Source organism: Pseudomonas sp. Xaverov 83 (genome assembly GCF_019352905.1).
GTDB lineage: Bacteria > Pseudomonadota > Gammaproteobacteria > Pseudomonadales > Pseudomonadaceae > Aquipseudomonas > Aquipseudomonas yamanorum.
The window spans coordinates 346,276-366,643 of the sequence record NZ_JAAAFU010000075.1 but is presented as its reverse complement, the minus strand read 5'-3'; the positions used below and the strand labels follow the sequence as shown (position 1 = coordinate 366,643).

The window sequence follows — 20,368 nt, the reverse complement described above, 5'->3', positions numbered from 1 at the left end:
GGGCTGCTATAGAAGCTAACCGCTCGTCGCACAGAATGATTTACAGCGCCCGCGCGCACTGCAAAGTGCTCGGCAAAACGACCTGAGGCGCCATCAAAACAGTATTTGAGGCAAAAGCACAGGCAAAAATGGGCTAGTCATTTGTCAATCCGCCCACTACGGTAGGACTTTTCCAGACTGCACTCGCAGATGGGCCTTCGATCTGCAAAGGAAACCGAATATGCGCCTCGCTGCCCTACCGCTACTGCTAGCCCCTCTTTTTATTGCTGCACACGCCCAGGCGGCCACTACCTTGAGCGTCTGTACCGAAGCCAGCCCCGAAGGCTTCGACGTGGTCCAATACAACTCGCTGACCACCACCAATGCCTCGGCAGACGTATTGATGAACCGTCTGGTGGACTTCGACGCCACCAGCGGCAAGCTGGTCCCGAGCCTGGCGGACAGCTGGGACGTCTCGCCGGACGGCCTGACCTACACCTTCAAGCTGCATCCAGATGTGAAATTCCATCGCACCGAATACTTCACCCCAAGCCGCACCCTGACCGCCGAAGACGTGCGCTTCAGCTTCGAGCGCATGCTCGACCCTGCCAACCCGTGGCACAAGATTGCCCAGAGCGGCTTCCCCCACGCCCAGTCGCTGCAACTGCCCACATTGATCAAGAAGATCGACGCCCTCGATCCGCTGACGGTGCGCTTTACCCTGGACCACGCCGATTCAACCTTCCTCGCCGCGTTGAGCATGGGCTTTGCCTCGATCTACCCGGCAGAATACGCCGACAAACTGCTCAAAGCGGGCACACCTGAAAAACTCAACAGCCAGCCTATCGGCACCGGCCCGTTTATTTTCGGGCGTTTCCAGAAGGACGCGACGATTCGCTACAAGGCCAACCCGGACTACTTCGCCGGCAAGCCTGCGGTGGATAACCTGATCTTTGCGATCACCCCGGACGCCAACGTGCGCCTGCAAAGGTTGCGTCGCGATGAGTGCCAGATCGCCTTGTCGCCCAAGCCCCTGGATATCGATGCCGCACAGAAAGACGCCAACCTGAAGATCGAAAAAACAGCGGCCTTCATGACCGCGTTTGTCGCCATCAACAGCCAGCATCCGCCGCTGGACAAACCGGAAGTTCGCCAGGCAATCAACCTGGCCTTCGACAAGGCCAGCTACCTCAAGGCGGTATTCGAAGGCACCGCTGAAGCCGCCAACGGCCCGTACCCGCCCAATACCTGGAGCTACGCCAAGGACTTGCCAGGCTATCCGCAGGACATCGCCAAGGCCAAGCAGCTACTGGATCGCGCCGGGCTCAAGGATGGCTTCAAGACCACCATCTGGACCCGCCCTTCGGGCAGCCTGCTGAACCCCAACCCAAGCCTCGGCGCACAACTGCTGCAAGCGGATCTGGCCAAGGTCGGCATCCAGGCTGAAATCCGCGTGATCGAATGGGGCGAACTGATCCGCCGCGCCAAGGCCGGCGAGCACGACCTGCTGTTCATGGGCTGGGCCGGCGATAACGGTGACCCGGATAACTTCCTGACGCCGCAGTTCTCCTGCGCGGCCGTAAAGTCCGGCACCAACTTCGCCCGCTACTGCGACCCGGCGCTGGACAAGCTGATCAGCGCCGGCAAGACCACCAGCGAACAGGGCGTGCGCAGCAAGCTGTACCAGCAGGCCCAGGCGCAGATCCAGCAACAGGCGTTGTGGCTGCCACTGGCGCACCCGACGGCGTTTGCGCTGACGCGCAAAAATGTCGAGGGGTATCAGGTGAGCCCGTTCGGGCGCCAGGATTACTCCAAGGTCAGCGTCAAACCCTGAACCCTGTCAGGGGCTGGCGTGCCAGCCCCTACATCCACCCATATTCCGCCATCGACAGCGGATCACCCTCCCCCACAATGATGTGGTCCAGCACACGCACGTCCACCATCTCCAACGCCTTTTGCAGCACTCTGGTCAGTTTTCGATCAGCAATGCTGGGCTCGGCGCTGCCGGAAGGATGGTTATGGCACAGGATCAGCGCAGCAGCGTTGTAGTCCAACGCGCGCTTCACCACTTGCCGGGGGTAGACGATGGCGTTGTCGATGGTGCCTTGAAACAGCTTCTCGAAGCCCAGCACCCGGTGTTTGGAGTCGAGAAACAGGCAGCCGAATATCTCGTGAGGCTCATGGCGCAGTAGCGCCTTGAGGTAGTCGCGCACGGCCTCCGGACTTTCCAGCACCGAGTCGCTGCGTAGGCGCTCGGCCAAATGACGGCGGGCCATTTCCAGTACGGCTTGAAGCTGGGCGAACTTCGCCGGCCCCAGGCCCAGATGCTGGCTGAACACCGTCTGCCTGGCCTCCATCAGCCCGCGCAAGCTGCCAAATTGCGCCAGCAGATGCCGCGCCAGGTCCACGGCACTTTTACCGGATACCCCGGTGCGCAGGAAAATCGCCAGCAATTCAGCGTCGGAAAGATTCTCTGCGCCCAGCTCCAACAACTTCTCCCGCGGACGCTCTGCCGCAGGCCAATCGCGAATACTCATGGCACCTCCGTGTGCATGTGCGCCGCTGTTGCATGGCGGACGCTGTGGTATCTTAGGCCATCTTTTTGCGTGCGATTTCACCTGGGGAGGGGGCATCGCAACGCCATCACTGAACTGGAAAGGCAAGCCAATGCAGCGTCTGTATCGGAAACGCATCGTTCTCGGCGTCGGCGGCGGCATTGCCGCCTACAAGAGCGCAGAGCTGGTTCGCAGGCTCCTCGACCAGGGCGCCGAAGTGCGCGTGGTCATGACCCGGGGCGGCAGTGAATTCATTACCCCGCTGACCATGCAGGCCCTGTCCGGTCACCCGGTTCATCTCGACCTGCTGGACCCCGCAGCCGAAGCTGCCATGGGCCACATCGAGCTGGCCAAATGGGCCGACCTGGTGCTGATCGCTCCGGCCACCGCCGACTTGATCGCCCGTCTGGCCCAAGGCATTGCCGACGACCTGCTGACCACCCTGGTGCTGGCCACCGACGCCACCGTCGCCATCGCCCCGGCCATGAACCAGGCCATGTGGCGCGACCCGGCCACCCAGGCCAACACCCAACTCCTGCAAAGCCGTGGCCTCAAGGTCTTCGGGCCGGCCTCCGGCAGCCAGGCCTGCGGCGACGTGGGCCTGGGCCGCATGCTCGAAGCCACCGACCTCGCCCAATGCGCCGCCGACTGCTTCCAGCACCTGGCCCTGACCGGCAAGCACGTGCTGATTACCGCCGGCCCGACCCAGGAAAACATCGACCCGGTGCGCTACATCACCAACCATAGCTCAGGAAAAATGGGCTTTGCCCTGGCTGAAGCGGCGGTCGAGGCAGGCGCCCGGGTAACCTTGATCACCGGCCCGGTGCATCTGCCGACTCCGGATCGTGTCACCCGAATCGACGTAGTCAGCGCCCGCGACATGCTGGCGGCCTGTGAAGCGGCGATTCCCTGCGACCTGTTTATCGCCTCGGCTGCGGTAGCGGACTACCGCCCGGAAGTGGTTGCACCGCAGAAACTCAAGAAAGACCCTACAAGCGGCGACGGCCTGCTCCTGCAAATGGTCCGTAACCCGGACATTCTGGCGACCATCGCCACCCGTGAAGACCGCCCGTTCAGCGTCGGCTTCGCTGCCGAAACCGAGCATTTGCTGGACTATGCCGCACGCAAATTGAAAGACAAGAATCTCGACCTGATTGTCGCCAACGATGTCGCCAACCCGAGCATCGGCTTCAACAGCGAGGAAAATGCCATCAGCGTGATCGACCGCGAGTTGCACGCTACTGTTTTCGCCCAGACCAGCAAGGGCAAGATTGCCCGCCAACTGATCTCTTTTATCGCCCTACGGCTGAACCAGGTTTAATTTCCATGCACGCTTTGCAAGCCAAGATCCTCGACCCACGCATCGGCAACGAATTCCCGCTGCCGGCCTACGCCACTCCAGGCTCCGCCGGCCTCGACCTGCGCGCCATGCTCAAGCAGGACACCGTGCTTGAGCCGGGCCAGACCATTCTGATTCCGACCGGCCTGTCGATCTACGTGGGCGACCCTGGCCTGGCGGCGCTGATCCTGCCGCGCTCCGGCCTGGGCCACAAACACGGGATCGTCCTCGGCAACCTGGTGGGCCTGATCGACTCGGACTACCAGGGCGAGTTGATGGTGTCCTGCTGGAACCGTGGCCAGACCGCGTTCAACATTGCCGTCGGCGAGCGCATTGCCCAGCTCGTGCTTGTGCCGGTAGTGCAGGCGCACTTCGAGCTGGTCGAAGAGTTCGACGAAACCCAGCGCGGTGCAGGTGGCTTCGGACATTCCGGCAGCCACTGACTAAGCTGAAATGACTTAGCCGGACAAGCCGGGTGCCTCACCCGGCCTGACGCCAACGCATGGCCTTTCAGGATGAAGAATGCGCGGAACTTATCAGCAAGATTTCCCCAGTGAAATCAGGGCATTAAGCGGGCGAAAGGGCGGTGCTTCGGCGCCGATGGCACTTTTGCACCACGAACTCTATGCCAAAAACGCCGTCTTACCCTTCAGTTTGAGCCTGCCGGTCAGTACCCCTGAGGCCAGCCCCGCCCCTTTCAGATGGAGTTCCCCCCCGCAATGAGCAACGCAGCCCGAGTCGCCCCGACGTTTCCCGACAGCATTTTCCGCGCCTATGACATCCGTGGCGTGGTCCCCAAGACCCTGACCGCCGAAACCGCCTACTGGATCGGCCGTGCCATTGGCTCCCAGAGCCTGGCCCAGGGCGAGCCCAACGTCTCCGTTGGCCGTGATGGCCGCCTGTCCGGCCCCGAGCTGGTGGAGCAACTGATCCAGGGCCTGGCCGACAGCGGCTGCCATGTCAGCGACGTGGGCCTGGTGCCGACGCCTGCGCTGTACTACGCGGCCAACGTACTGGCCGGCAAGTCGGGCGTGATGCTCACCGGCAGCCACAACCCGTCGGACTACAACGGCTTCAAGATCGTCATCGCCGGCGACACCCTGGCCAACGAACAGATCCAGGCCCTGCACACCCGCCTGAAGACCAACGACCTGACCAGCGGCACCGGCAGCATCACCAAGGTGCAAATCCTTGAGCGCTACTCGGACGAAATCACCCGCGACGTCAAACTCGCCCGCCGCCTGAAAGTGGTGGTGGACTGCGGCAACGGCGCGGCCGGCGTGATCGCCCCGCAACTGATCGAAGCCCTGAACTGCGAAGTGATCCCGCTGTTCTGCGAGGTCGACGGCAACTTCCCTAACCACCACCCGGACCCGGGCAAGCCTGAGAACCTGGTGGACCTGATTGCCAAGGTCAAGGAAACCGGCGCCGACCTGGGCCTGGCTTTCGACGGCGACGGCGACCGCGTCGGCGTGGTGACCAACACCGGCAATATCGTGTTCCCGGACCGCCTGTTGATGCTGTTTGCCCGTGACGTCGTGGCGCGCAATCCGGGCGCCGAGATCATCTTCGACGTCAAATGCACCCGTCGCCTGACGCCGCTGATCAAGGAATACGGCGGTCGTCCGCTAATGTGGAAGACCGGTCACTCGTTGATCAAAAAGAAAATGAAAGAAACCGGCGCCCTGTTGGCCGGCGAAATGAGCGGTCACGTATTCTTCAAGGAACGCTGGTTCGGTTTTGACGACGGTATTTACAGCGCTGCTCGTCTGCTGGAGATCCTCAGCAAGGAAAAATCCACCGCCGAAGACCTGTTTGCAACCTTCCCGGATGATATTTCTACGCCAGAGATCAATATCCATGTGACCGAAGAGAGCAAATTCAGCATCATTGACGCACTGCACGATGCGCAATGGGGCGAAGGCGCCAACCTGACCACCATTGACGGCGTGCGGGTCGATTACGCCAAAGGCTGGGGCCTGGTTCGCGCATCCAACACCACACCGGTGCTGGTGCTGCGTTTCGAGGCGGATTCCGAGGCTGAGTTGCAGCGCATCAAGGACGTGTTCCACGCCCAGTTGAAACGTGTTGCCCCTGATCTCCAATTACCGTTCTGATTTTTGTACCGGAGCCCTGAATGACCCTCGAACGCGAAGCCGCCGCCAATACCGCCAAGGTCCTTTCCGAAGCGTTGCCTTACATTCGACGCTACGTCGGCAAGACGCTGGTGATCAAGTACGGCGGCAATGCCATGGAAAGCGACGAGCTGAAAACCGGCTTTGCCCGCGACATCGTGTTGATGAAAGCCGTCGGGATCAACCCGGTGGTGGTACACGGTGGCGGCCCGCAAATCGGTGACCTGCTCAAGCGCCTGTCCATCGAGAGTCACTTCATCGACGGCATGCGTGTCACCGACGCCCAGACCATGGACGTGGTGGAGATGGTCCTGGGTGGCCAGGTGAACAAAGACATCGTCAACCTGATCAACCGCCATGGCGGCAGCGCCATCGGCCTGACCGGCAAGGACGCCGAGCTGATCCGGGCGAAGAAGCTCACCGTGACCCGCAAGACCCCGGAGATGACCCAGCCGGAAATCATCGACATCGGACAGGTGGGCGAAGTGATCGGCATCAACACCGACCTGCTGAACCTGCTGGTGAAAGGCGATTTCATCCCGGTGATCGCGCCAATCGGCGTGGGTGCCAACGGTGAGTCCTACAACATCAACGCTGACCTGGTGGCCGGCAAGGTGGCTGAGGCGCTGAAGGCCGAGAAGCTGATGCTGCTCACCAACATCGCCGGCTTGATGGACAAGGAAGGCAAGGTCTTGACCGGCCTGACCACCCAGCAAGTGGACGACCTGATCGCCGACGGCACCATCTACGGCGGCATGCTGCCGAAGATCCGCTGCGCGCTGGAAGCGGTGCAAGGCGGCGTTGGCAGCTCGTTGATCCTGGATGGCCGGGTTCCGAATGCGATCCTGCTGGAAATCTTCACCGACACCGGTGTGGGTACGCTGATCAGCAATCGCAAGCGCCCTTAAGCACTGGCAAACAAAAAGGCCCCGTTCAATTCGATTGAACGGGGCCTTTTTATTGGTCGGCGATTATTGAACGCCGAACTGCTCGCGGTAGGCCTTGACCGCTGGCAAGTGCTGCTTGAGCTGCGGGTCATCTTCCAGGAACTGCAACACCTGGTTCAGCGACACGATGCTCACCACCGGAATCCCGAAATCACGTTCCACTTCCTGGATCGCCGACAATTCACCGTTGCCACGCTCCTGGCGGTTCAGCGCGATCAGCACGCCGGCTGCCTTGGCGCCGTCCTGGGAAGCGATGATCTGCATCACTTCGCGAATCGCCGTACCGGCAGTGATCACGTCGTCGATGATCAGCACGTTGCCCTTGAGCGGCGCGCCCACCAGGCTACCGCCTTCGCCATGGGCCTTGGCTTCCTTGCGGTTGAAGCACCAAGGCAAATCCAGCCCGTGATGTTCGGCCAACGCCACGGCAGTCGCGGCGGCCAGGGGAATGCCCTTGTAGGCCGGGCCGAACAGCACGTCGAAGGAAATACCGCTTTCAACGATGGCGGCCGCATAGAAACGACCCAACTGCGCCAGGGCAGAACCCGAGTTGAAAAGGCCGGCATTGAAGAAGTAAGGGCTGGTGCGCCCGGACTTCAGGGTGAACTCACCGAAGCGCAATACGCCGCGATCGATGGCAAAACGAATGAAATCGCGTTGATACGCCTGCATGAAAAAAGCCTCAGATACCACGGATTTAGCTAATTAGGTAGACGGCGTGTATCATACACGCACGCGATTTTTGGGGCCATTTATGCGGATCATCAGTGTGAACGTCAATGGTATTCAGGCTGCAGTCGAGCGTGGTTTGCTCAGTTGGCTGCAAGCCCAGAATGCCGACGTCATCTGCCTGCAGGACACCCGCGCCTCCGCCTTTGAACTGGACGACCCAGCCTTCCAACTGGATGGCTACTTCCTTTATGCCTGTGATGCCGAAGTTCCCGCCCAAGGCGGCGTGGCTTTGTATTCGCGGTTGCAACCCAAGGCGGTCATCAGCGGCCTCGGCTTCGAGACAGCCGACCGCTACGGGCGCTACCTGCAAGCCGATTTCGACAAGGTCAGCATCGCGACCTTGCTGCTTCCATCAGGGCAGAATGGCGATGAAGACTTGAACCAGAAGTTCAAGCTAATGGACGACTTCGCCCGTTATCTGGATAAACAGCGGCGCAAACGTCGCGAGTACATTTACTGTGGCTCGCTGTACGTGGCGCAACAGAAGCTGGATATCAAGAACTGGCGCGACAGCCAGCAATCACCGGGCTTTCTCGCGCCGGAACGGGCCTGGATGGACGAGATTGTCGGCAACATGGGCTATGTCGATGCCCTGCGTGAAGTCAGCCGCGAAGGCGACCAGTACAGCTGGTGGCCGGATAACGAACAGGCCGAGATGCTCAACCTCGGCTGGCGTTTTGACTACCAGCTGCTGACGCCTGGCTTGCGCCGCTTTGTGCGCAGCGCACGCCTGCCACGCCAGCCGCGCTTCTCGCAGCACGCGCCGCTGATCGTGGACTACGACTGGACCTTGACCATCTAAGGTCTTTTTCCAGGCACAAAAAAACCGACATCGCTGTCGGTTTTTTTGTGGGCGGTGGTTATTTGATCAACCGCAACGTCCACGGATAACGATAAGCCACGCCCTTGTTGGCCTTGATGCCCGCAATGATCGTCATCACCACCGCGCCGATGACCAGGACGGTCATCAACACGAAGCCGATCACGATAAAGCCCAGCAGGAAGCAGACCGCCCAGGCAATGCCCACGGTGATCTGGAAATTCAGCGCCTCCTTGCCCTGATCATCAATGAACGGGTCCGTGTCCTTCTTCACCTGCCAGAGAATCAAAGGCCCCAGCAGGCTGCCGAACGGGAACATCAAGCCGAAAAACGCCGCGAAGTGACAGAGCATCGCCCACTGGCGAACTTCCTTGGACGGTGTCGGCAGCGGAAGTTGACTGTCACTCATGGCGTAGCTCCTTGGGTTTGAATCAGTCGGCCAGTGCGGCGTTCTGCAATTCGAAGATCTCGGTCATGCCTTTCTGGGCCAATGCCAGCATGGCATTCAGGTCCGCCGGCTGGAATGGCGCGCCTTCGGCGGTGCCCTGCACTTCGATGAAACCACCGGTGCTGGTCATCACCACGTTCAGGTCGGTCTCGGCAGCCGAATCTTCAAGATAGTCCAGATCCAGCACTGGCTCGCCCTGATACATGCCTACCGATACAGCCGCGATCATCTGCTTGAGCGGATCGCCGCCTTTCAGGCCGCCACGCTTCTTGATGACTTTGAGCGCATCGACCAGGGCAACCATAGCGCCGGTGATGGACGCCGTGCGAGTGCCACCGTCAGCCTGGATCACGTCGCAGTCGACGTACAGGGTCACGTCGCCCAGCTTGGACATGTCCAGCGCAGCACGCAGGGAACGACCGATCAGGCGCTGGATTTCCAGGGTGCGCCCGCCTTGCTTGCCACGGCTGGCTTCACGCTGGTTACGCTCGCCGGTGGCGCGCGGCAGCATGCCGTATTCGGCAGTCAACCAACCCTGGCCCTGACCCTTGAGGAAACGCGGCACGCCGTTTTCGACGCTGACGGTGCAGATAACCTTGGTATCGCCAAACTCGACCAGTACAGATCCCTCGGCGTGTTTGGTGTAGTTGCGGGTGATGCGGATCGAGCGGAGCTGATCGGCAGCGCGACCACTTGGACGTTTCATAGGGGATACCTGTACGGAGGACGAAAAACTGCCGAGCATTATAGAGCCGCCAGCCCTGATCGGCACTTCTAAAAAATCCTGTTACAAACCGGGTCACCGAAGCCACTGTTTGGGGCCACCCGTCCCGTTGAGCTACAATCCTGCGCCTTCGCAGCCTGTCGGCTTCAATCTACCCATCAGCCCGCCTGTTTGCGGGACTGCATCGCGAGGTACCTCCATGGTGCACAGCATGACCGCCTTCGCCCGCGTCGAAAAAGCCGGCGTCCAAGGCACCCTGAGCTGGGAGTTGCGCTCGGTCAACAGCCGCTACCTGGAGCCGCACCTGCGCCTGCCGGAATCGTTTCGCGACCTCGAAGGCGCCGTCCGTGAAGCGCTGCGCCAGGGCATCTCCCGCGGGAAGCTGGAATGCACCCTGCGCTTTACCGAGGAAACCACCGGCAAGCCATTGCAGGTGGATCGCGAGCGCGCCGCCCAATTGGTCGCCGCCGCCGAAACCATCGCCAGCCTGATCAAGCAACCTGCCGCCATCAACCCGCTGGAAGTCCTGGCCTGGCCCGGCGTGCTGGTGGCCGACGCCACTGACCCGCAGGCGCTGAACGCCGAGGCCATGGCCCTGTTCAACCAAGGCTTGAAAGAACTCAAGGCCGGCCGCGAGCGCGAAGGCGCCGAGTTGGCCCGCCTGATCAGCGACCGCCTGACCTCCATCGAAGAAGACGTGGTCACCCTGCGTGAACTGGTGCCGCAGATGCTTGCCACCCAGCGCCAGAAGGTCCTCGACCGCTTCGCCGACATGCAGGCCGAACTGGACCCGGTGCGCCTGGAGCAGGAGATGGTACTGCTGGCGCAAAAGAGCGACGTCGCCGAAGAACTCGACCGCCTGAGCACCCACATCCTGGAAGTGCGCCGCGTGCTCAAGTCTGCCGGTGCCGCCGGTCGGCGCCTGGACTTCCTGATGCAGGAACTCAACCGCGAAGCCAATACACTGGGCTCCAAAGCCTTTGATCCGCGCAGCACACAGGCTGCGGTCAACCTCAAAGTGCTGATCGAGCAAATGCGCGAACAAGTACAGAATATCGAGTAAGGCACCCTGACATGACCCACAGCACCGGCACCCTTTACATCATTTCCGCCCCATCGGGTGCGGGCAAAAGCAGCCTGGTCAAAGCCCTGACCGACGCTGACGAGCAGATCCGTATCTCGGTGTCCCACACCACCCGCGCCATGCGCCCGGGTGAAGTGAACGGCGTGCACTACCACTTCGTCGAGCGCACCGAGTTCGTCAAGATGATCGAGCACGGTGATTTCCTGGAGCGCGCCGAAGTCTTCGGCAACCTTTACGGCACCTCCCAAAGCCACCTGCAGCAGACCCTGGACGAAGGCCACGACCTGATCCTGGAAATCGACTGGCAGGGCGCCGAGCAAGTGCGTCAACTGATGCCCAAAGCCCGCTCGATCTTCATCCTGCCGCCGTCGCTGGAAGCGTTGCACCAGCGCCTGACCAACCGCGGCCAGGACAGCGACGAGATCATCGAAGGTCGCATGCGCGAAGCCGTCAGTGAAATGAGCCACTACGTCGACTACGACTACCTGATCATCAACGACGATTTCGCCCACGCGCTGGACGATCTGAAGGCGATTTTCCGCGCCAATCAGCTCCAGCAAAAGCGTCAGCAGCAGCGTTTCGGCAAATTATTGGCCGAACTGCTCGGCTGATTGGCTCTTCCCAAAACCGCTGCAAGGGCTTTACATTGGCACTTGTAGCGCGTTTGCGATGGCCTGCGAAAAATCAGCGCTTCCCTAAACGCTGGTGATTTTTTAAACTGTTCAGTCCGCTCGCCCAACCGGGCAGCGCGCATATTGCATTCGCTCCGAGGAATACCATGGCCCGCGTAACCGTTGAAGACTGCCTAGAACACGTGGATAACCGCTTTGAGCTGGTCATGCTCTCTACCAAGCGTGCCCGTCAACTGGCCACTGGCGGCAAAGAGCCTCTGGTCCAGTGGGAAAACGACAAGCCTACCGTTGTAGCCCTGCGTGAAATCGCTGAAGGCCTGATGAGCTACGAGTTCATCGCCAACGCCGAAATCGTTGAAGACGAACCGCTGTTTGCAGCGTTCGAGGACGAGTCCAACGAGGCCGTCTAAGCCTATGCCTGGTCGACGTAGCACGGCGCGGGGTCACAGCCAACGGCAGGAGTTAATACTTTGCCGAGCATAGACGCCCTCGCCGATCGCTTATCGACCTACCTCGGCCCAGACCAGGTCAACCTGGTCCGCCGAGCGTATTTCTACGCCGAACAAGCCCACGACGGCCAACGCCGCCGCAGTGGCGAGGCGTATGTCACGCATCCTCTTGCCGTGGCAAACATTCTTGCCGACATGCACATGGACCATCAGAGTTTGATGGCCGCAATGCTGCATGACGTGATCGAAGACACCGGCATTGCCAAGGAAGCGCTCAGCGCGCAATTTGGCGAAACCGTGGCCGAACTGGTCGATGGGGTCAGCAAACTGACCCAGATGAATTTCGAAACCAAGGCCGAAGCTCAGGCAGAAAACTTCCAGAAGATGGCCATGGCCATGGCCCGGGATATCCGGGTGATCCTGGTCAAGCTGGCCGACCGGCTGCACAACATGCGCACGCTGGAAGTGCTGTCCGGCGAAAAACGCCGGCGCATCGCCAAGGAAACCCTGGAAATCTACGCGCCCATCGCCAACCGGCTGGGCATGCACGCCATTCGTATCGAATTCGAAGACCTCGGCTTCAAGGCCATGCACCCGATGCGTTCCGCGCGCATTTATCAGGCGGTCAAACGCGCCCGGGGCAATCGCAAGGAAATCGTCAACAAGATCGAAGAGTCTCTGAGCCATTGCCTGGCGATCGATGAGATCGAGGGCGAGGTCAGCGGCCGGCAGAAACACATCTACGGCATCTACAAGAAGATGCGCGGCAAGCGTCGGGCCTTCAACGAGATCATGGACGTGTACGCGTTCCGGATCATCGTCGACAAGGTCGATACGTGCTACCGCGTGCTGGGCGCTGTACATAATTTGTACAAACCCCTGCCGGGTCGTTTCAAGGACTACATCGCGATTCCCAAGGCCAACGGCTATCAGTCGCTGCACACCACGCTGTTCGGTATGCACGGGGTGCCGATCGAGATCCAGATCCGCACCCGCGAAATGGAAGAGATGGCCAACAACGGCATCGCCGCCCATTGGCTGTACAAATCCACCGGCGACGAGCAGCCAAAAGGCACCCATGCCCGCGCCCGCCAGTGGGTCAAGGGCGTGCTGGAAATGCAGCAACGTGCCGGCAACTCCCTGGAATTTATCGAAAGCGTGAAGATCGACCTGTTCCCGGACGAGGTCTACGTGTTCACGCCAAAAGGCCGGATCATGGAGCTGCCAAAAGGCTCCACGGCGGTCGACTTTGCCTACGCGGTGCACACCGACGTGGGTAACAGCTGCATAGCCTGTCGGATCAATCGTCGACTGGCCCCGCTGTCGGAACCGCTGCAAAGCGGCTCCACGGTGGAGATCGTCAGCGCACCGGGCGCACGCCCGAACCCGGCCTGGCTCAACTTTGTGGTCACCGGCAAGGCCCGCACCCATATCCGTCACGCCCTGAAACTGCAACGCCGTTCCGAGTCCATCAGCCTGGGCGAACGCCTGCTGAACAAGGTACTCAACGGCTTCGACAGCTCCCTGGACAAGATCCCGGCCGAGCGCGTGCAGGCGATGCTCCACGAGTACCGTCAGGAACTGATCGAAGACTTGCTGGAAGACATCGGCCTGGGCAATCGCATGGCCTATGTAGTCGCCCGCCGCCTGCTGGGCGAAGGCGAACAGCTGCCAAGCCCCGAAGGCCCGCTGGCGATTCGCGGTACCGAAGGCTTGGTGCTCAGCTACGCCAAGTGCTGCACGCCGATCCCGGGGGACCCGATTGTCGGCCACTTGTCCGCCGGCAAAGGCATGGTGGTGCACCTGGACAACTGCCGCAATATCAGTGAAATCCGCCACAACCCCGAGAAATGCATCCAGCTTTCGTGGGCCAAGGATGTCACCGGCGAATTCAACGTCGAGCTGCGGGTCGAGCTGGAACACCAGCGCGGCCTGATCGCCTTGCTGGCCAGCAGCGTCAATGCGGCCGACGGCAATATCGAGAAAATCAGCATGGACGAACGCGATGGCCGCATCAGCGTGGTCCAACTGGTGGTCAGCGTGCACGACCGCGTGCACCTGGCCCGCGTGATCAAGAAACTGCGCGCCCTGACCGGGGTCATCCGCATCACCCGCATGCGCGCCTAGCCCATCCATTACAAGGAGTCATTCATGACCAAGACTGTTATCACCAGCGACAAGGCACCAGCAGCAATCGGTACTTATTCCCAGGCGATCAAGGCGGGCAATACCGTCTACATGTCCGGCCAGATTCCACTGGACCCAAAAACCATGGAGCTGGTTGAAGGCTTTGAAGCCCAAACCATCCAGGTCTTCGAAAACCTGAAGTCGGTTGCCGAAGCTGCGGGCGGTTCGTTCAAGGACATCGTCAAACTGAACATCTTCCTCACCGACCTGAGCCACTTCGCCAAGGTTAACGAGATCATGGGCAAGTACTTCGAACAGCCGTACCCGGCCCGCGCCGCCATCGGCGTTGCCGCCCTGCCAAAGGGCGCGCAGGTTGAGATGGACGCCATTCTGGTCATCGAGTAAAACATCCGGCGCAGCGCTTCCACGGGAAGGCTGCGCCGAATTGGTTCTTGGAAGGATTTCGTAATGCGCAAAGCGCTCGTTGCCTCTTCGTTGCTCGCCCTGCTGCTCGGCGGCTGCGCCAGCAATCCCGCCGACCTGGATGTGAGCGGCACCTGGATCAACCAGGCCGCCATCGACGCGGCAGCCAAGGGTGGCCCTTTGCGTGAAGCCCTGCAGAGCTACGGTCCGAACCTCGAATGGGAGGTGAACACCAAAGCATCCCAGGCCCGCTACTACAACGGTTTTGAAGTAGCTGAAGGCAAGTTGCTGGGTGAAAAATCCGGCGCCTGGAGCGTCGATTTCTACGGCGGCTCCGCCACCGAACTCAAGCGTAAAGGCAAACTATTGCTGCAAGGGGCCAATGATAACGAGCCCGAGCAACTGTTCGCCCGTGCCAAGGACCCGGCCCCTGAAGGCGCGCCACTGGGCGCCAACTTCGAACGCACCCTGTATGCCGCCTATATGGGCGGCACCTGGAAAATCAGCAGCGGTAATGGCGAAGGCGCGACGGTGCAGTTCCAGGCCAATGGCCAGGTGACCGGCTTGCCGGGTGCTGATCAGTACTCGCTGTGCCTGGCGGGCGATTGCGCTTCCATGAGCGGCGGCTACGACAGTATCTGGTTGCAGTTGAACGGCCAGGGCAACCCGTGGATCTTTGCGCGCAAGGGCAAGCAACTGGAGATCTTCCAGGCGATCAACACCGCCCAGGCCGACGAGGTGCCCTCGTTTACCCCCGGGCCACGACAGTGGTTGCTGGAAAAACAGTGACGCAAAAAAGGAGCCCTTAGGCTCCTTTTTCTTCACGCCGCGATCAACCCTCCAGGATCGCCGCATACCCTTCGCGATAACTCGGATAACGCGGCACCCAGCCCAGCGCCTTGGCCCGGGCATTGCTGCATTGTTTGCTGCCAGCACGGCGGACGCTGGCGTTCTCGGCCCATTCGGTCACACCCAGGTATTCGCGCAACCAGGCAACCACCTCGGCCAGCGGGGCCGGAGCATCGTCGACGCCGATGTAGCAATTATCCAGCACACCGCCCTGCTCCACGCGCTGCAGCAAAAACGCCAGCAAACCCGCTGCGTCATCCGCGTGAATCCGGTTGCCATATAAAGGCGGATCAATCGCCACGCGATAACCCTGGCGCACTTGGCTCAACAACCACTCCCGACCTGGACCATAAATCCCGGTAAGGCGCACGACACTGGCGGGAATCCCACTATTCAATGCCACTTGCTCGGCTTCCAGCATCACTTGTCCGGAATAACCGCCTGCCTTGGTCTCGGAGCTTTCGTCGACCCACTCACCGTTCTGCTGCCCATACACACTGCTGCTGGACACAAACAGCAAGTGTTTAGGTTCCTGGCCGTAGTCGTTCAACCATTCCAGCACATGCCGCAACCCTTGCACGTACGCAGCACGATAGCCCGCCTCGTCGTGATCGGTGGCCGCCGCGCAATACACCAGGTAATCCACCCCGCCCACCGGCCAGGTGTCGGGACAGTCTTCATTGAACAGGTCGCCGGCAATCCCGATAACGCCCTTGGGAAGGCGCGAGATATCCCGCCGCAGGCCATGAACCTCCCAGCCCTGGGCCAGCAATTGGGTGGCCAGACGGCTACCGACATCGCCGCAACCGGCAATCACCACAGAAGGCGCAGACATCACAAAACTCCATTCTTAAAGGTCAAGATTAGCCCCCGCAGATGACCAGCGGCCAGCAAAACGACAAATAAAGTAACTGTATTACTTCTGTTAACAAGAATTACTTGCAATAATAACCGCCCATTTGTCCTCGACCCGTTACGGTCTGGAAGGACGCTCACTCATTTTTTTATCTCAGGTCCGGCCAGCATGACACGCAATACATCCCCCGCTTCGCCAACCAAGCCTCACAGCCCATCCCGCGCCTGGCGTGCGATTGCTGCAGTGCTGTTCAGCGTTCTGCTGGCACCGACCGCCGCCTTCGCCGACAACACCGCGCCGGCCGCCCCGCCTGCAGCGACCGCGCCAGCCCACGAGCAAAACGCTGCTGCGCCAGCCGCCGCACCGGCAGCTACCGACCCGGCCCTGGCCGCCGAAGGCGCACCGGCTGACGATTCCGGCGTCGTGCTGGAAGAAGACAACAGCCTGGGCATGGCCCACGACCTGTCGCCTTGGGGCATGTACCAGAACGCTGACATCATCGTGAAGATCGTGATGATCGGCCTGGCCATCGCCTCGATCATCACCTGGACCATCTGGATCGCCAAAGGCTTCGAGCTGCTGGGCGCCAAACGTCGCCTGCGCACTGAAATCGTCCACCTGAAAAAAGCCACCACCCTTAAAGAAGCCAGCGAAAGCGCGGCGAAAAAAGGCACTCTGGCGCACCTGCTGGTTCACGACGCACTCGAAGAAATGCGCCTGTCGGCCAACAGCCGTGAAAAAGAAGGCATCAAGGAACGTGTCAGCTTCCGTCTTGAGCGCCTGGTTGCCGCCTGCGGTCGCAACATGAGCAACGGCACCGGCGTGCTGGCCACCATCGGTTCCACCGCGCCCTTCGTCGGCCTGTTCGGTACCGTGTGGGGCATCATGAACAGCTTCATCGGCATCGCCAAAACCCAGACCACCAACCTCGCCGTCGTGGCTCCCGGCATCGCCGAAGCCCTGCTGGCAACGGCACTGGGCCTGGTTGCCGCGATTCCTGCGGTAGTCATCTACAACGTCTTCGCCCGTTCGATCGCCGGCTACAAGGCCCAGGTGTCGGACGCTTCGGCAGAAGTCCTGTTGCTGGTCAGCCGTGACCTCGATCACCTGCCTACCGAGCGCAGCTCGCAACCGCATATGGTGAAAGTGGGGTAATCGGCCATGGGCCTGCATTTGAATCAAGGCGACGACGAGCTCGTCGAGAACCACGAAATCAACGTCACACCGTTTATTGACGTGATGCTGGTGCTGCTGATCATCTTCATGGTGGCCGCACCACTGGCCACTGTGGACATCAAGGTCGACCTGCCCGCTTCCAGCGCGAAACCTGCGCCGCGGCCGGAGAAACCGATATTCCTCAGCGTCAAGGCGGACCAGCGTCTGTTCCTGGGCGAAGAAGAAGTCAAATCCGAAACCCTGGGCGCGGTGCTCGACGCCAAGACCCAGGGCAAGAAAGACACGACCATCTTCTTCCAGGCCGACAAGGGCGTGGACTACGGCGACCTGATGAGCGTGATGGATGCCCTGCGGGCAGCCGGCTACCTCAAGGTAGGCCTGGTCGGACTTGAGACGGCAGCCAAGAAATGATCACGACGCGCCACAAACTGACGCGTTATGGCACCAGCCTCGCCGTCGTGCTGGGCGTCCACGCCGTCGCGATCATCATCGCGCTCCAGTGGTCGGCGCCACACATGGTCCAGCTGCCTCCGGCTGCCATGGTCATCGACCTGGCACCGATGCCGGCGCCACCACCTCCGGCCCCGCCGAAGGTGATCACGCCGCCACAACCGCCTGCTCCGGTGGAAGAGCTGCCATTGCCGAAGCTGGCCGAGGCACCGAAGCCGACGATCCAGGTGCCAAAGCCGGTCAAGCCCAAGCCAAAACCACAGCCGCCCAAGCCTGTGGAGAAGAAGCCCGATCCGCCCAAGGAAAAACCTTCCGAAGAGCCGCCGAGCGAAACTCCGCAGAACAACGCGCCTACGGAGAAGTCCGCTCAGCCACAACCGGGCCCTTCACCGCAGCAGATCGCGGCCAAGGCCACCTGGGAAAGTACCCTGCTGGGCCACCTGCAGAAGTACAAGAAGTACCCGCCGGGCGCCCAGGCCCGTGGCAAGGAAGGCCTGAACCGCTTGCGTTTCGTGGTGGATGCCGATGGCAACGTGCTGTCCTATGAACTGGTGGGCCGCTCTGGCAACGCCGATCTGGACCGCGCCACATTGGACATGATCCGTCGCGCCCAGCCGCTGCCCAAGCCGCCGGCCGACATGTTGAAAGGCGGCAGCATCGAGATCGTTGCGCCGTTCGTTTACAACATCGAAAAACGTCGCCGGTAATCCTCACCGTAGGCACCCTCGGGTGCCTACGGTTGCTGCTCACTCCCCCGCACATCCCGCAACCTGAACCAGGCTTGAACAAGCTGGCACCTAACACGATCTTCACTTGTAACACTTAAATACAAAGCCAATCATTCGCGAATAGTTCTTATTAGCGGACATTCGGCATGCCCAACCTTGCCCGGCTGGCTCTCCTCCTACTGGTTTTTCCCGTCGCAGTGCAGGCGGATCAGCTGGTCACCCTGGTCATTCAAAACCACACCTTCAGCCCCTCGACGTTCGAGGTGCCGGCCGGTGAGCGTTTCCGCATTCAACTCACCAGCCACGACGAAAGCGTCGATGAGTTCGAAAGCTACGACATGAAATTCGAAAAAATCATCGTCCCCGGCAACACCGTCACGGTGTTTGCCGGCCCGTTGCATCCCGGCACCTACACCTTCTTCGATGACTACCACCCGGACCAGGCCAAAGGCACGGTCACTGCTGTCGCGGCCAAGGAGTAAGCCATGCTGGCCTGTCTGTTGATCGTATTTCGAGAAGTGCTGGAAGCCGGGATTGTGGTGGGCATCGTGATGGCCGCCACCCAGGGCCTGGCACGGCGTGGCCTGTTTATCGGCGGAGGGATTGCAGCCGGCGTACTCGGTGCCGGCATCTTGGCGCTGTTTACCGGCGCAATCACCCAGGCACTGCAAGGCTTCGGCCAGGAAATTTTTAACGCGGCCATCCTGGTGGTCGCCGTGGTGATGCTGGGCTGGCACAACCTGTGGATGGCCAGCCACGGTCGCGAGCTGGCAACCCAACTGCGCAGCGCCGGCAATGCGGTACTCACTGGCGAAAAATCACTCTGGGCCCTGGCCGTGGTCATCACCGTGGCCGTGCTGCGCGAAGGCTCGGAAATCGTGCTGTTCCTTTACGGCATCGCCGCGTCGAGCCAGGCAGACCCGCTCTCGATGCTGGCAGGCGGCGTGCTCGGCATCGCCGCCGGGGCCGCGTTGTCCTGGCTGATGTACCGCGGCCTGGTCGCCATCAGCCTCAAGCGTCTGTTCTCGATTACCGGCTGGATGATCGCCTTGCTCGCCGCCGGCATGGCCGGCCGGGCCGCTGCGATCCTTGCCGGTATCGACCTGATTCCCGCCTGGGGCTACCAGCTCTGGGACACCTCCTGGCTGGTCTCCGACGCCAGCCTTACCGGCCGGGCACTGACCGCGCTGGTGGGCTACACCGACCGGCCGCTGGGGGTCCAGTTGGTCGCCTGGTCCGTCACCCTCGCGCTCCTGGTGCTCGGTAACCGCTTGATGCATTCACGCCCGACGCAATCACGTTAACGTCCCCGAGGAGCCCCACCATGAAACACCTGCGCAACCCCTTGGCCACCGCACTGGTACTTGCAAGTGCCCTGGCCGCTTCCGCCCTGGTCCAAGCCCGCGAATACCCGATTGGCGGGCCCGTCCAAGTCAACGACATGGAAATCGCCTCCTCGTATCTGGTGGGCATCGAAATGGCCCCGATGCCACCGGGCATGGTGATGAGCAAGGACTCGGTGCACCTTGAAACGGACGTGCACGCCACCGCCGACAACAAGTACGGCCTATCCAACGGTGAGTGGGTGCCCTACCTGACCATCACCTACTCACTGGTCAAGCAAGGCTCGCCCGACTACAAGGAAATCGGCACGCTGCTGCCGATGGTGGCCAAAGACGGCGCTCACTACGCCAACAACGTGAAAATGGACGGCCCCGGCACCTACACCGTGGTGCTGCGCTATGAAAGCCCGCAAATCAAAGGCTTCTTCCACCATGTGGACAAGGAAACCGGCGTACCGGAATGGTGGGGGCCCTTCACCAAAACCTTCACCTTCAAATACCCGCAAAGCTGAAAGCATGAATGCGATACCTGATTACCAGGTGTCGTAAACCCCATGCTGTCTGATAACGTG

At 61.0% G+C, this 20,368-nt stretch carries 22 protein-coding genes and 1 pseudogene; 18 read left to right on the top strand and 5 right to left on the bottom strand.

Translation table 11 applies throughout. From position 1 onward, the window contains the following. Positions 1-220: 220 nt before the first annotated feature. Entirely contained in the window at positions 221-1,813 is a 1,593-nt protein-coding gene (locus K0H47_RS22900) for an ABC transporter substrate-binding protein (RefSeq protein ID WP_177025217.1), read from the top strand. Positions 1,814-1,841: 28 nt separating this feature from the next. On the opposite strand, the gene radC is transcribed toward K0H47_RS22900, so the two are convergent. Continuing rightward, a complete protein-coding gene (gene radC / locus K0H47_RS22895; RefSeq protein WP_177025218.1) occupies positions 1,842-2,516 on the bottom strand; it encodes a DNA repair protein RadC in 675 nt (224 codons plus the stop codon). A gap of 130 nt (positions 2,517-2,646) precedes the next feature. Here radC and coaBC point away from each other — a divergent pair, with 130 nt between their 5' ends. The 4 genes and pseudogenes from coaBC to argB all read left to right on the top strand — a co-directional run bounded on the left by coaBC (position 2,647) and on the right by argB (position 6,916). Next, positions 2,647-3,855 carry a bifunctional phosphopantothenoylcysteine decarboxylase/phosphopantothenate--cysteine ligase CoaBC gene (gene coaBC / locus K0H47_RS22890; RefSeq protein WP_017476702.1) on the top strand — a complete coding sequence of 403 codons (1,209 nt, stop codon included), beginning with the start codon at positions 2,647-2,649 and terminating at the stop codon, positions 3,853-3,855. A gap of 5 nt (positions 3,856-3,860) precedes the next feature. After that, complete coding sequence (gene dut / locus K0H47_RS22885; RefSeq protein WP_003213270.1) at positions 3,861-4,316, top strand: dUTP diphosphatase; 456 nt, start codon at positions 3,861-3,863, stop codon at positions 4,314-4,316. 258 nt (positions 4,317-4,574) lie between these two features. Further along, positions 4,575-5,990, top strand: a pseudogene (locus tag K0H47_RS22880) (phosphomannomutase/phosphoglucomutase); the annotation flags it as partial. 20 nt (positions 5,991-6,010) lie between these two features. After that, a complete protein-coding gene (argB, locus tag K0H47_RS22875; RefSeq protein WP_003213275.1) occupies positions 6,011-6,916 on the top strand; it encodes an acetylglutamate kinase in 906 nt (301 codons plus the stop codon). 63 nt (positions 6,917-6,979) lie between these two features. Here argB and pyrE read toward each other — a convergent pair whose 3' ends face one another. Further along, positions 6,980-7,627 carry an orotate phosphoribosyltransferase gene (gene pyrE, locus K0H47_RS22870; protein WP_177025219.1) on the bottom strand — a complete coding sequence of 216 codons (648 nt, stop codon included), beginning with the start codon at positions 7,625-7,627 and terminating at the stop codon, positions 6,980-6,982. Positions 7,628-7,709: 82 nt separating this feature from the next. On the opposite strand from pyrE, the gene K0H47_RS22865 reads away from it, so the two are divergent. After that, positions 7,710-8,489 carry an exodeoxyribonuclease III gene (locus K0H47_RS22865; RefSeq protein WP_003176915.1) on the top strand — a complete coding sequence of 260 codons (780 nt, stop codon included), beginning with the start codon at positions 7,710-7,712 and terminating at the stop codon, positions 8,487-8,489. A 58-nt stretch (positions 8,490-8,547) separates the two neighbouring features. Here the strand turns inward: K0H47_RS22865 and K0H47_RS22860 are convergent, their stop codons facing one another. Together K0H47_RS22860 and rph are read right to left on the bottom strand one after the other, a co-directional pair. Further along, complete coding sequence (locus tag K0H47_RS22860) at positions 8,548-8,916, bottom strand: DUF4870 domain-containing protein (RefSeq protein ID WP_088422066.1); 369 nt, start codon at positions 8,914-8,916, stop codon at positions 8,548-8,550. Positions 8,917-8,938: 22 nt separating this feature from the next. Then, positions 8,939-9,661, bottom strand: a complete 723-nt coding sequence (gene rph / locus K0H47_RS22855) for a ribonuclease PH (protein WP_003213280.1) — start codon at positions 9,659-9,661, stop codon at positions 8,939-8,941. Positions 9,662-9,878: 217 nt separating this feature from the next. Here rph and K0H47_RS22850 point away from each other — a divergent pair, with 217 nt between their 5' ends. From K0H47_RS22850 to K0H47_RS22825, 6 genes are all read left to right on the top strand, one after another. Beyond that, a complete protein-coding gene (locus tag K0H47_RS22850) occupies positions 9,879-10,742 on the top strand; it encodes a YicC/YloC family endoribonuclease (RefSeq protein WP_063033846.1) in 864 nt (287 codons plus the stop codon). An 11-nt stretch (positions 10,743-10,753) separates the two neighbouring features. Further along, a complete protein-coding gene (gene gmk / locus K0H47_RS22845) occupies positions 10,754-11,374 on the top strand; it encodes a guanylate kinase (protein ID WP_003213284.1) in 621 nt (206 codons plus the stop codon). A gap of 167 nt (positions 11,375-11,541) precedes the next feature. Further along, positions 11,542-11,805, top strand: coding sequence for a DNA-directed RNA polymerase subunit omega (rpoZ, locus tag K0H47_RS22840; protein WP_003176920.1), 264 nt, complete (start codon positions 11,542-11,544; stop codon positions 11,803-11,805). A 60-nt stretch (positions 11,806-11,865) separates the two neighbouring features. Further along, the gene (gene spoT / locus K0H47_RS22835) at positions 11,866-13,971 is read left to right on the top strand and encodes a bifunctional GTP diphosphokinase/guanosine-3',5'-bis pyrophosphate 3'-pyrophosphohydrolase (protein WP_008439435.1); all 2,106 of its coding nucleotides are present in this window, start codon (positions 11,866-11,868) and stop codon (positions 13,969-13,971) included. 24 nt (positions 13,972-13,995) lie between these two features. Further along, positions 13,996-14,376: a RidA family protein gene (locus K0H47_RS22830; protein ID WP_003213288.1), complete on the top strand. Its 381-nt coding sequence runs from the start codon at positions 13,996-13,998 to the stop codon at positions 14,374-14,376. A gap of 63 nt (positions 14,377-14,439) precedes the next feature. Continuing rightward, a complete protein-coding gene (locus tag K0H47_RS22825) occupies positions 14,440-15,183 on the top strand; it encodes a hypothetical protein (protein WP_017476707.1) in 744 nt (247 codons plus the stop codon). Positions 15,184-15,226: 43 nt separating this feature from the next. On the opposite strand, the gene K0H47_RS22820 is transcribed toward K0H47_RS22825, so the two are convergent. Then, complete coding sequence (locus K0H47_RS22820; RefSeq protein ID WP_219273706.1) at positions 15,227-16,078, bottom strand: SDR family oxidoreductase; 852 nt, start codon at positions 16,076-16,078, stop codon at positions 15,227-15,229. A gap of 189 nt (positions 16,079-16,267) precedes the next feature. Between K0H47_RS22820 and exbB the strand changes: the two genes are divergently transcribed. From exbB to K0H47_RS22790, 6 genes are all read left to right on the top strand, one after another. Further along, positions 16,268-17,254: a tonB-system energizer ExbB gene (gene exbB / locus K0H47_RS22815; RefSeq protein ID WP_177025220.1), complete on the top strand. Its 987-nt coding sequence runs from the start codon at positions 16,268-16,270 to the stop codon at positions 17,252-17,254. A 6-nt stretch (positions 17,255-17,260) separates the two neighbouring features. Further along, positions 17,261-17,686 (top strand): TonB system transport protein ExbD, encoded by a 426-nt coding sequence (gene exbD / locus K0H47_RS22810; RefSeq protein ID WP_017476711.1) that lies wholly within the window; start codon positions 17,261-17,263, stop codon positions 17,684-17,686. Continuing rightward, entirely contained in the window at positions 17,683-18,432 is a 750-nt protein-coding gene (locus K0H47_RS22805; protein WP_003213297.1) for an energy transducer TonB, read from the top strand. The genes exbD and K0H47_RS22805 overlap by 4 nt, the downstream gene beginning before the upstream one ends. Before the next feature lie 167 nt (positions 18,433-18,599). After that, positions 18,600-18,935 carry a cupredoxin domain-containing protein gene (locus tag K0H47_RS22800; protein ID WP_219273705.1) on the top strand — a complete coding sequence of 112 codons (336 nt, stop codon included), beginning with the start codon at positions 18,600-18,602 and terminating at the stop codon, positions 18,933-18,935. A gap of 3 nt (positions 18,936-18,938) precedes the next feature. Further along, positions 18,939-19,757, top strand: a complete 819-nt coding sequence (locus K0H47_RS22795; RefSeq protein WP_063033842.1) for an FTR1 family protein — start codon at positions 18,939-18,941, stop codon at positions 19,755-19,757. A gap of 20 nt (positions 19,758-19,777) precedes the next feature. Then, on the top strand, positions 19,778-20,308 hold the full coding sequence (locus K0H47_RS22790) for an iron transporter (protein ID WP_063033841.1): 531 nt from the start codon (positions 19,778-19,780) through the stop codon (positions 20,306-20,308). The last annotated feature ends 60 nt before the right edge of the window (positions 20,309-20,368 follow it).

What these genes read in the sequence shown, in the direction of transcription:
- K0H47_RS22900 (WP_177025217.1), top strand. Translation starts at nt 221, where the DNA reads ATGCGCCTCGCTGCCCTACCGCTACTGCTAGCCCCTCTTTTTATTGCT.
- radC (WP_177025218.1), bottom strand. Translation starts at nt 2,516, where the DNA reads ATGAGTATTCGCGATTGGCCTGCGGCAGAGCGTCCGCGGGAGAAGTTG.
- coaBC (WP_017476702.1), top strand. Translation starts at nt 2,647, where the DNA reads ATGCAGCGTCTGTATCGGAAACGCATCGTTCTCGGCGTCGGCGGCGGC.
- dut (WP_003213270.1), top strand. Translation starts at nt 3,861, where the DNA reads ATGCACGCTTTGCAAGCCAAGATCCTCGACCCACGCATCGGCAACGAA.
- argB (WP_003213275.1), top strand. Translation starts at nt 6,011, where the DNA reads ATGACCCTCGAACGCGAAGCCGCCGCCAATACCGCCAAGGTCCTTTCC.
- pyrE (WP_177025219.1), bottom strand. Translation starts at nt 7,627, where the DNA reads ATGCAGGCGTATCAACGCGATTTCATTCGTTTTGCCATCGATCGCGGC.
- K0H47_RS22865 (WP_003176915.1), top strand. Translation starts at nt 7,710, where the DNA reads ATGCGGATCATCAGTGTGAACGTCAATGGTATTCAGGCTGCAGTCGAG.
- K0H47_RS22860 (WP_088422066.1), bottom strand. Translation starts at nt 8,916, where the DNA reads ATGAGTGACAGTCAACTTCCGCTGCCGACACCGTCCAAGGAAGTTCGC.
- rph (WP_003213280.1), bottom strand. Translation starts at nt 9,661, where the DNA reads ATGAAACGTCCAAGTGGTCGCGCTGCCGATCAGCTCCGCTCGATCCGC.
- K0H47_RS22850 (WP_063033846.1), top strand. Translation starts at nt 9,879, where the DNA reads ATGGTGCACAGCATGACCGCCTTCGCCCGCGTCGAAAAAGCCGGCGTC.
- gmk (WP_003213284.1), top strand. Translation starts at nt 10,754, where the DNA reads ATGACCCACAGCACCGGCACCCTTTACATCATTTCCGCCCCATCGGGT.
- rpoZ (WP_003176920.1), top strand. Translation starts at nt 11,542, where the DNA reads ATGGCCCGCGTAACCGTTGAAGACTGCCTAGAACACGTGGATAACCGC.
- K0H47_RS22830 (WP_003213288.1), top strand. Translation starts at nt 13,996, where the DNA reads ATGACCAAGACTGTTATCACCAGCGACAAGGCACCAGCAGCAATCGGT.
- K0H47_RS22825 (WP_017476707.1), top strand. Translation starts at nt 14,440, where the DNA reads ATGCGCAAAGCGCTCGTTGCCTCTTCGTTGCTCGCCCTGCTGCTCGGC.
- K0H47_RS22820 (WP_219273706.1), bottom strand. Translation starts at nt 16,078, where the DNA reads ATGTCTGCGCCTTCTGTGGTGATTGCCGGTTGCGGCGATGTCGGTAGC.
- exbB (WP_177025220.1), top strand. Translation starts at nt 16,268, where the DNA reads ATGACACGCAATACATCCCCCGCTTCGCCAACCAAGCCTCACAGCCCA.
- exbD (WP_017476711.1), top strand. Translation starts at nt 17,261, where the DNA reads ATGGGCCTGCATTTGAATCAAGGCGACGACGAGCTCGTCGAGAACCAC.
- K0H47_RS22805 (WP_003213297.1), top strand. Translation starts at nt 17,683, where the DNA reads ATGATCACGACGCGCCACAAACTGACGCGTTATGGCACCAGCCTCGCC.
- K0H47_RS22800 (WP_219273705.1), top strand. Translation starts at nt 18,600, where the DNA reads ATGCCCAACCTTGCCCGGCTGGCTCTCCTCCTACTGGTTTTTCCCGTC.
- K0H47_RS22795 (WP_063033842.1), top strand. Translation starts at nt 18,939, where the DNA reads ATGCTGGCCTGTCTGTTGATCGTATTTCGAGAAGTGCTGGAAGCCGGG.
- K0H47_RS22790 (WP_063033841.1), top strand. Translation starts at nt 19,778, where the DNA reads ATGAAACACCTGCGCAACCCCTTGGCCACCGCACTGGTACTTGCAAGT.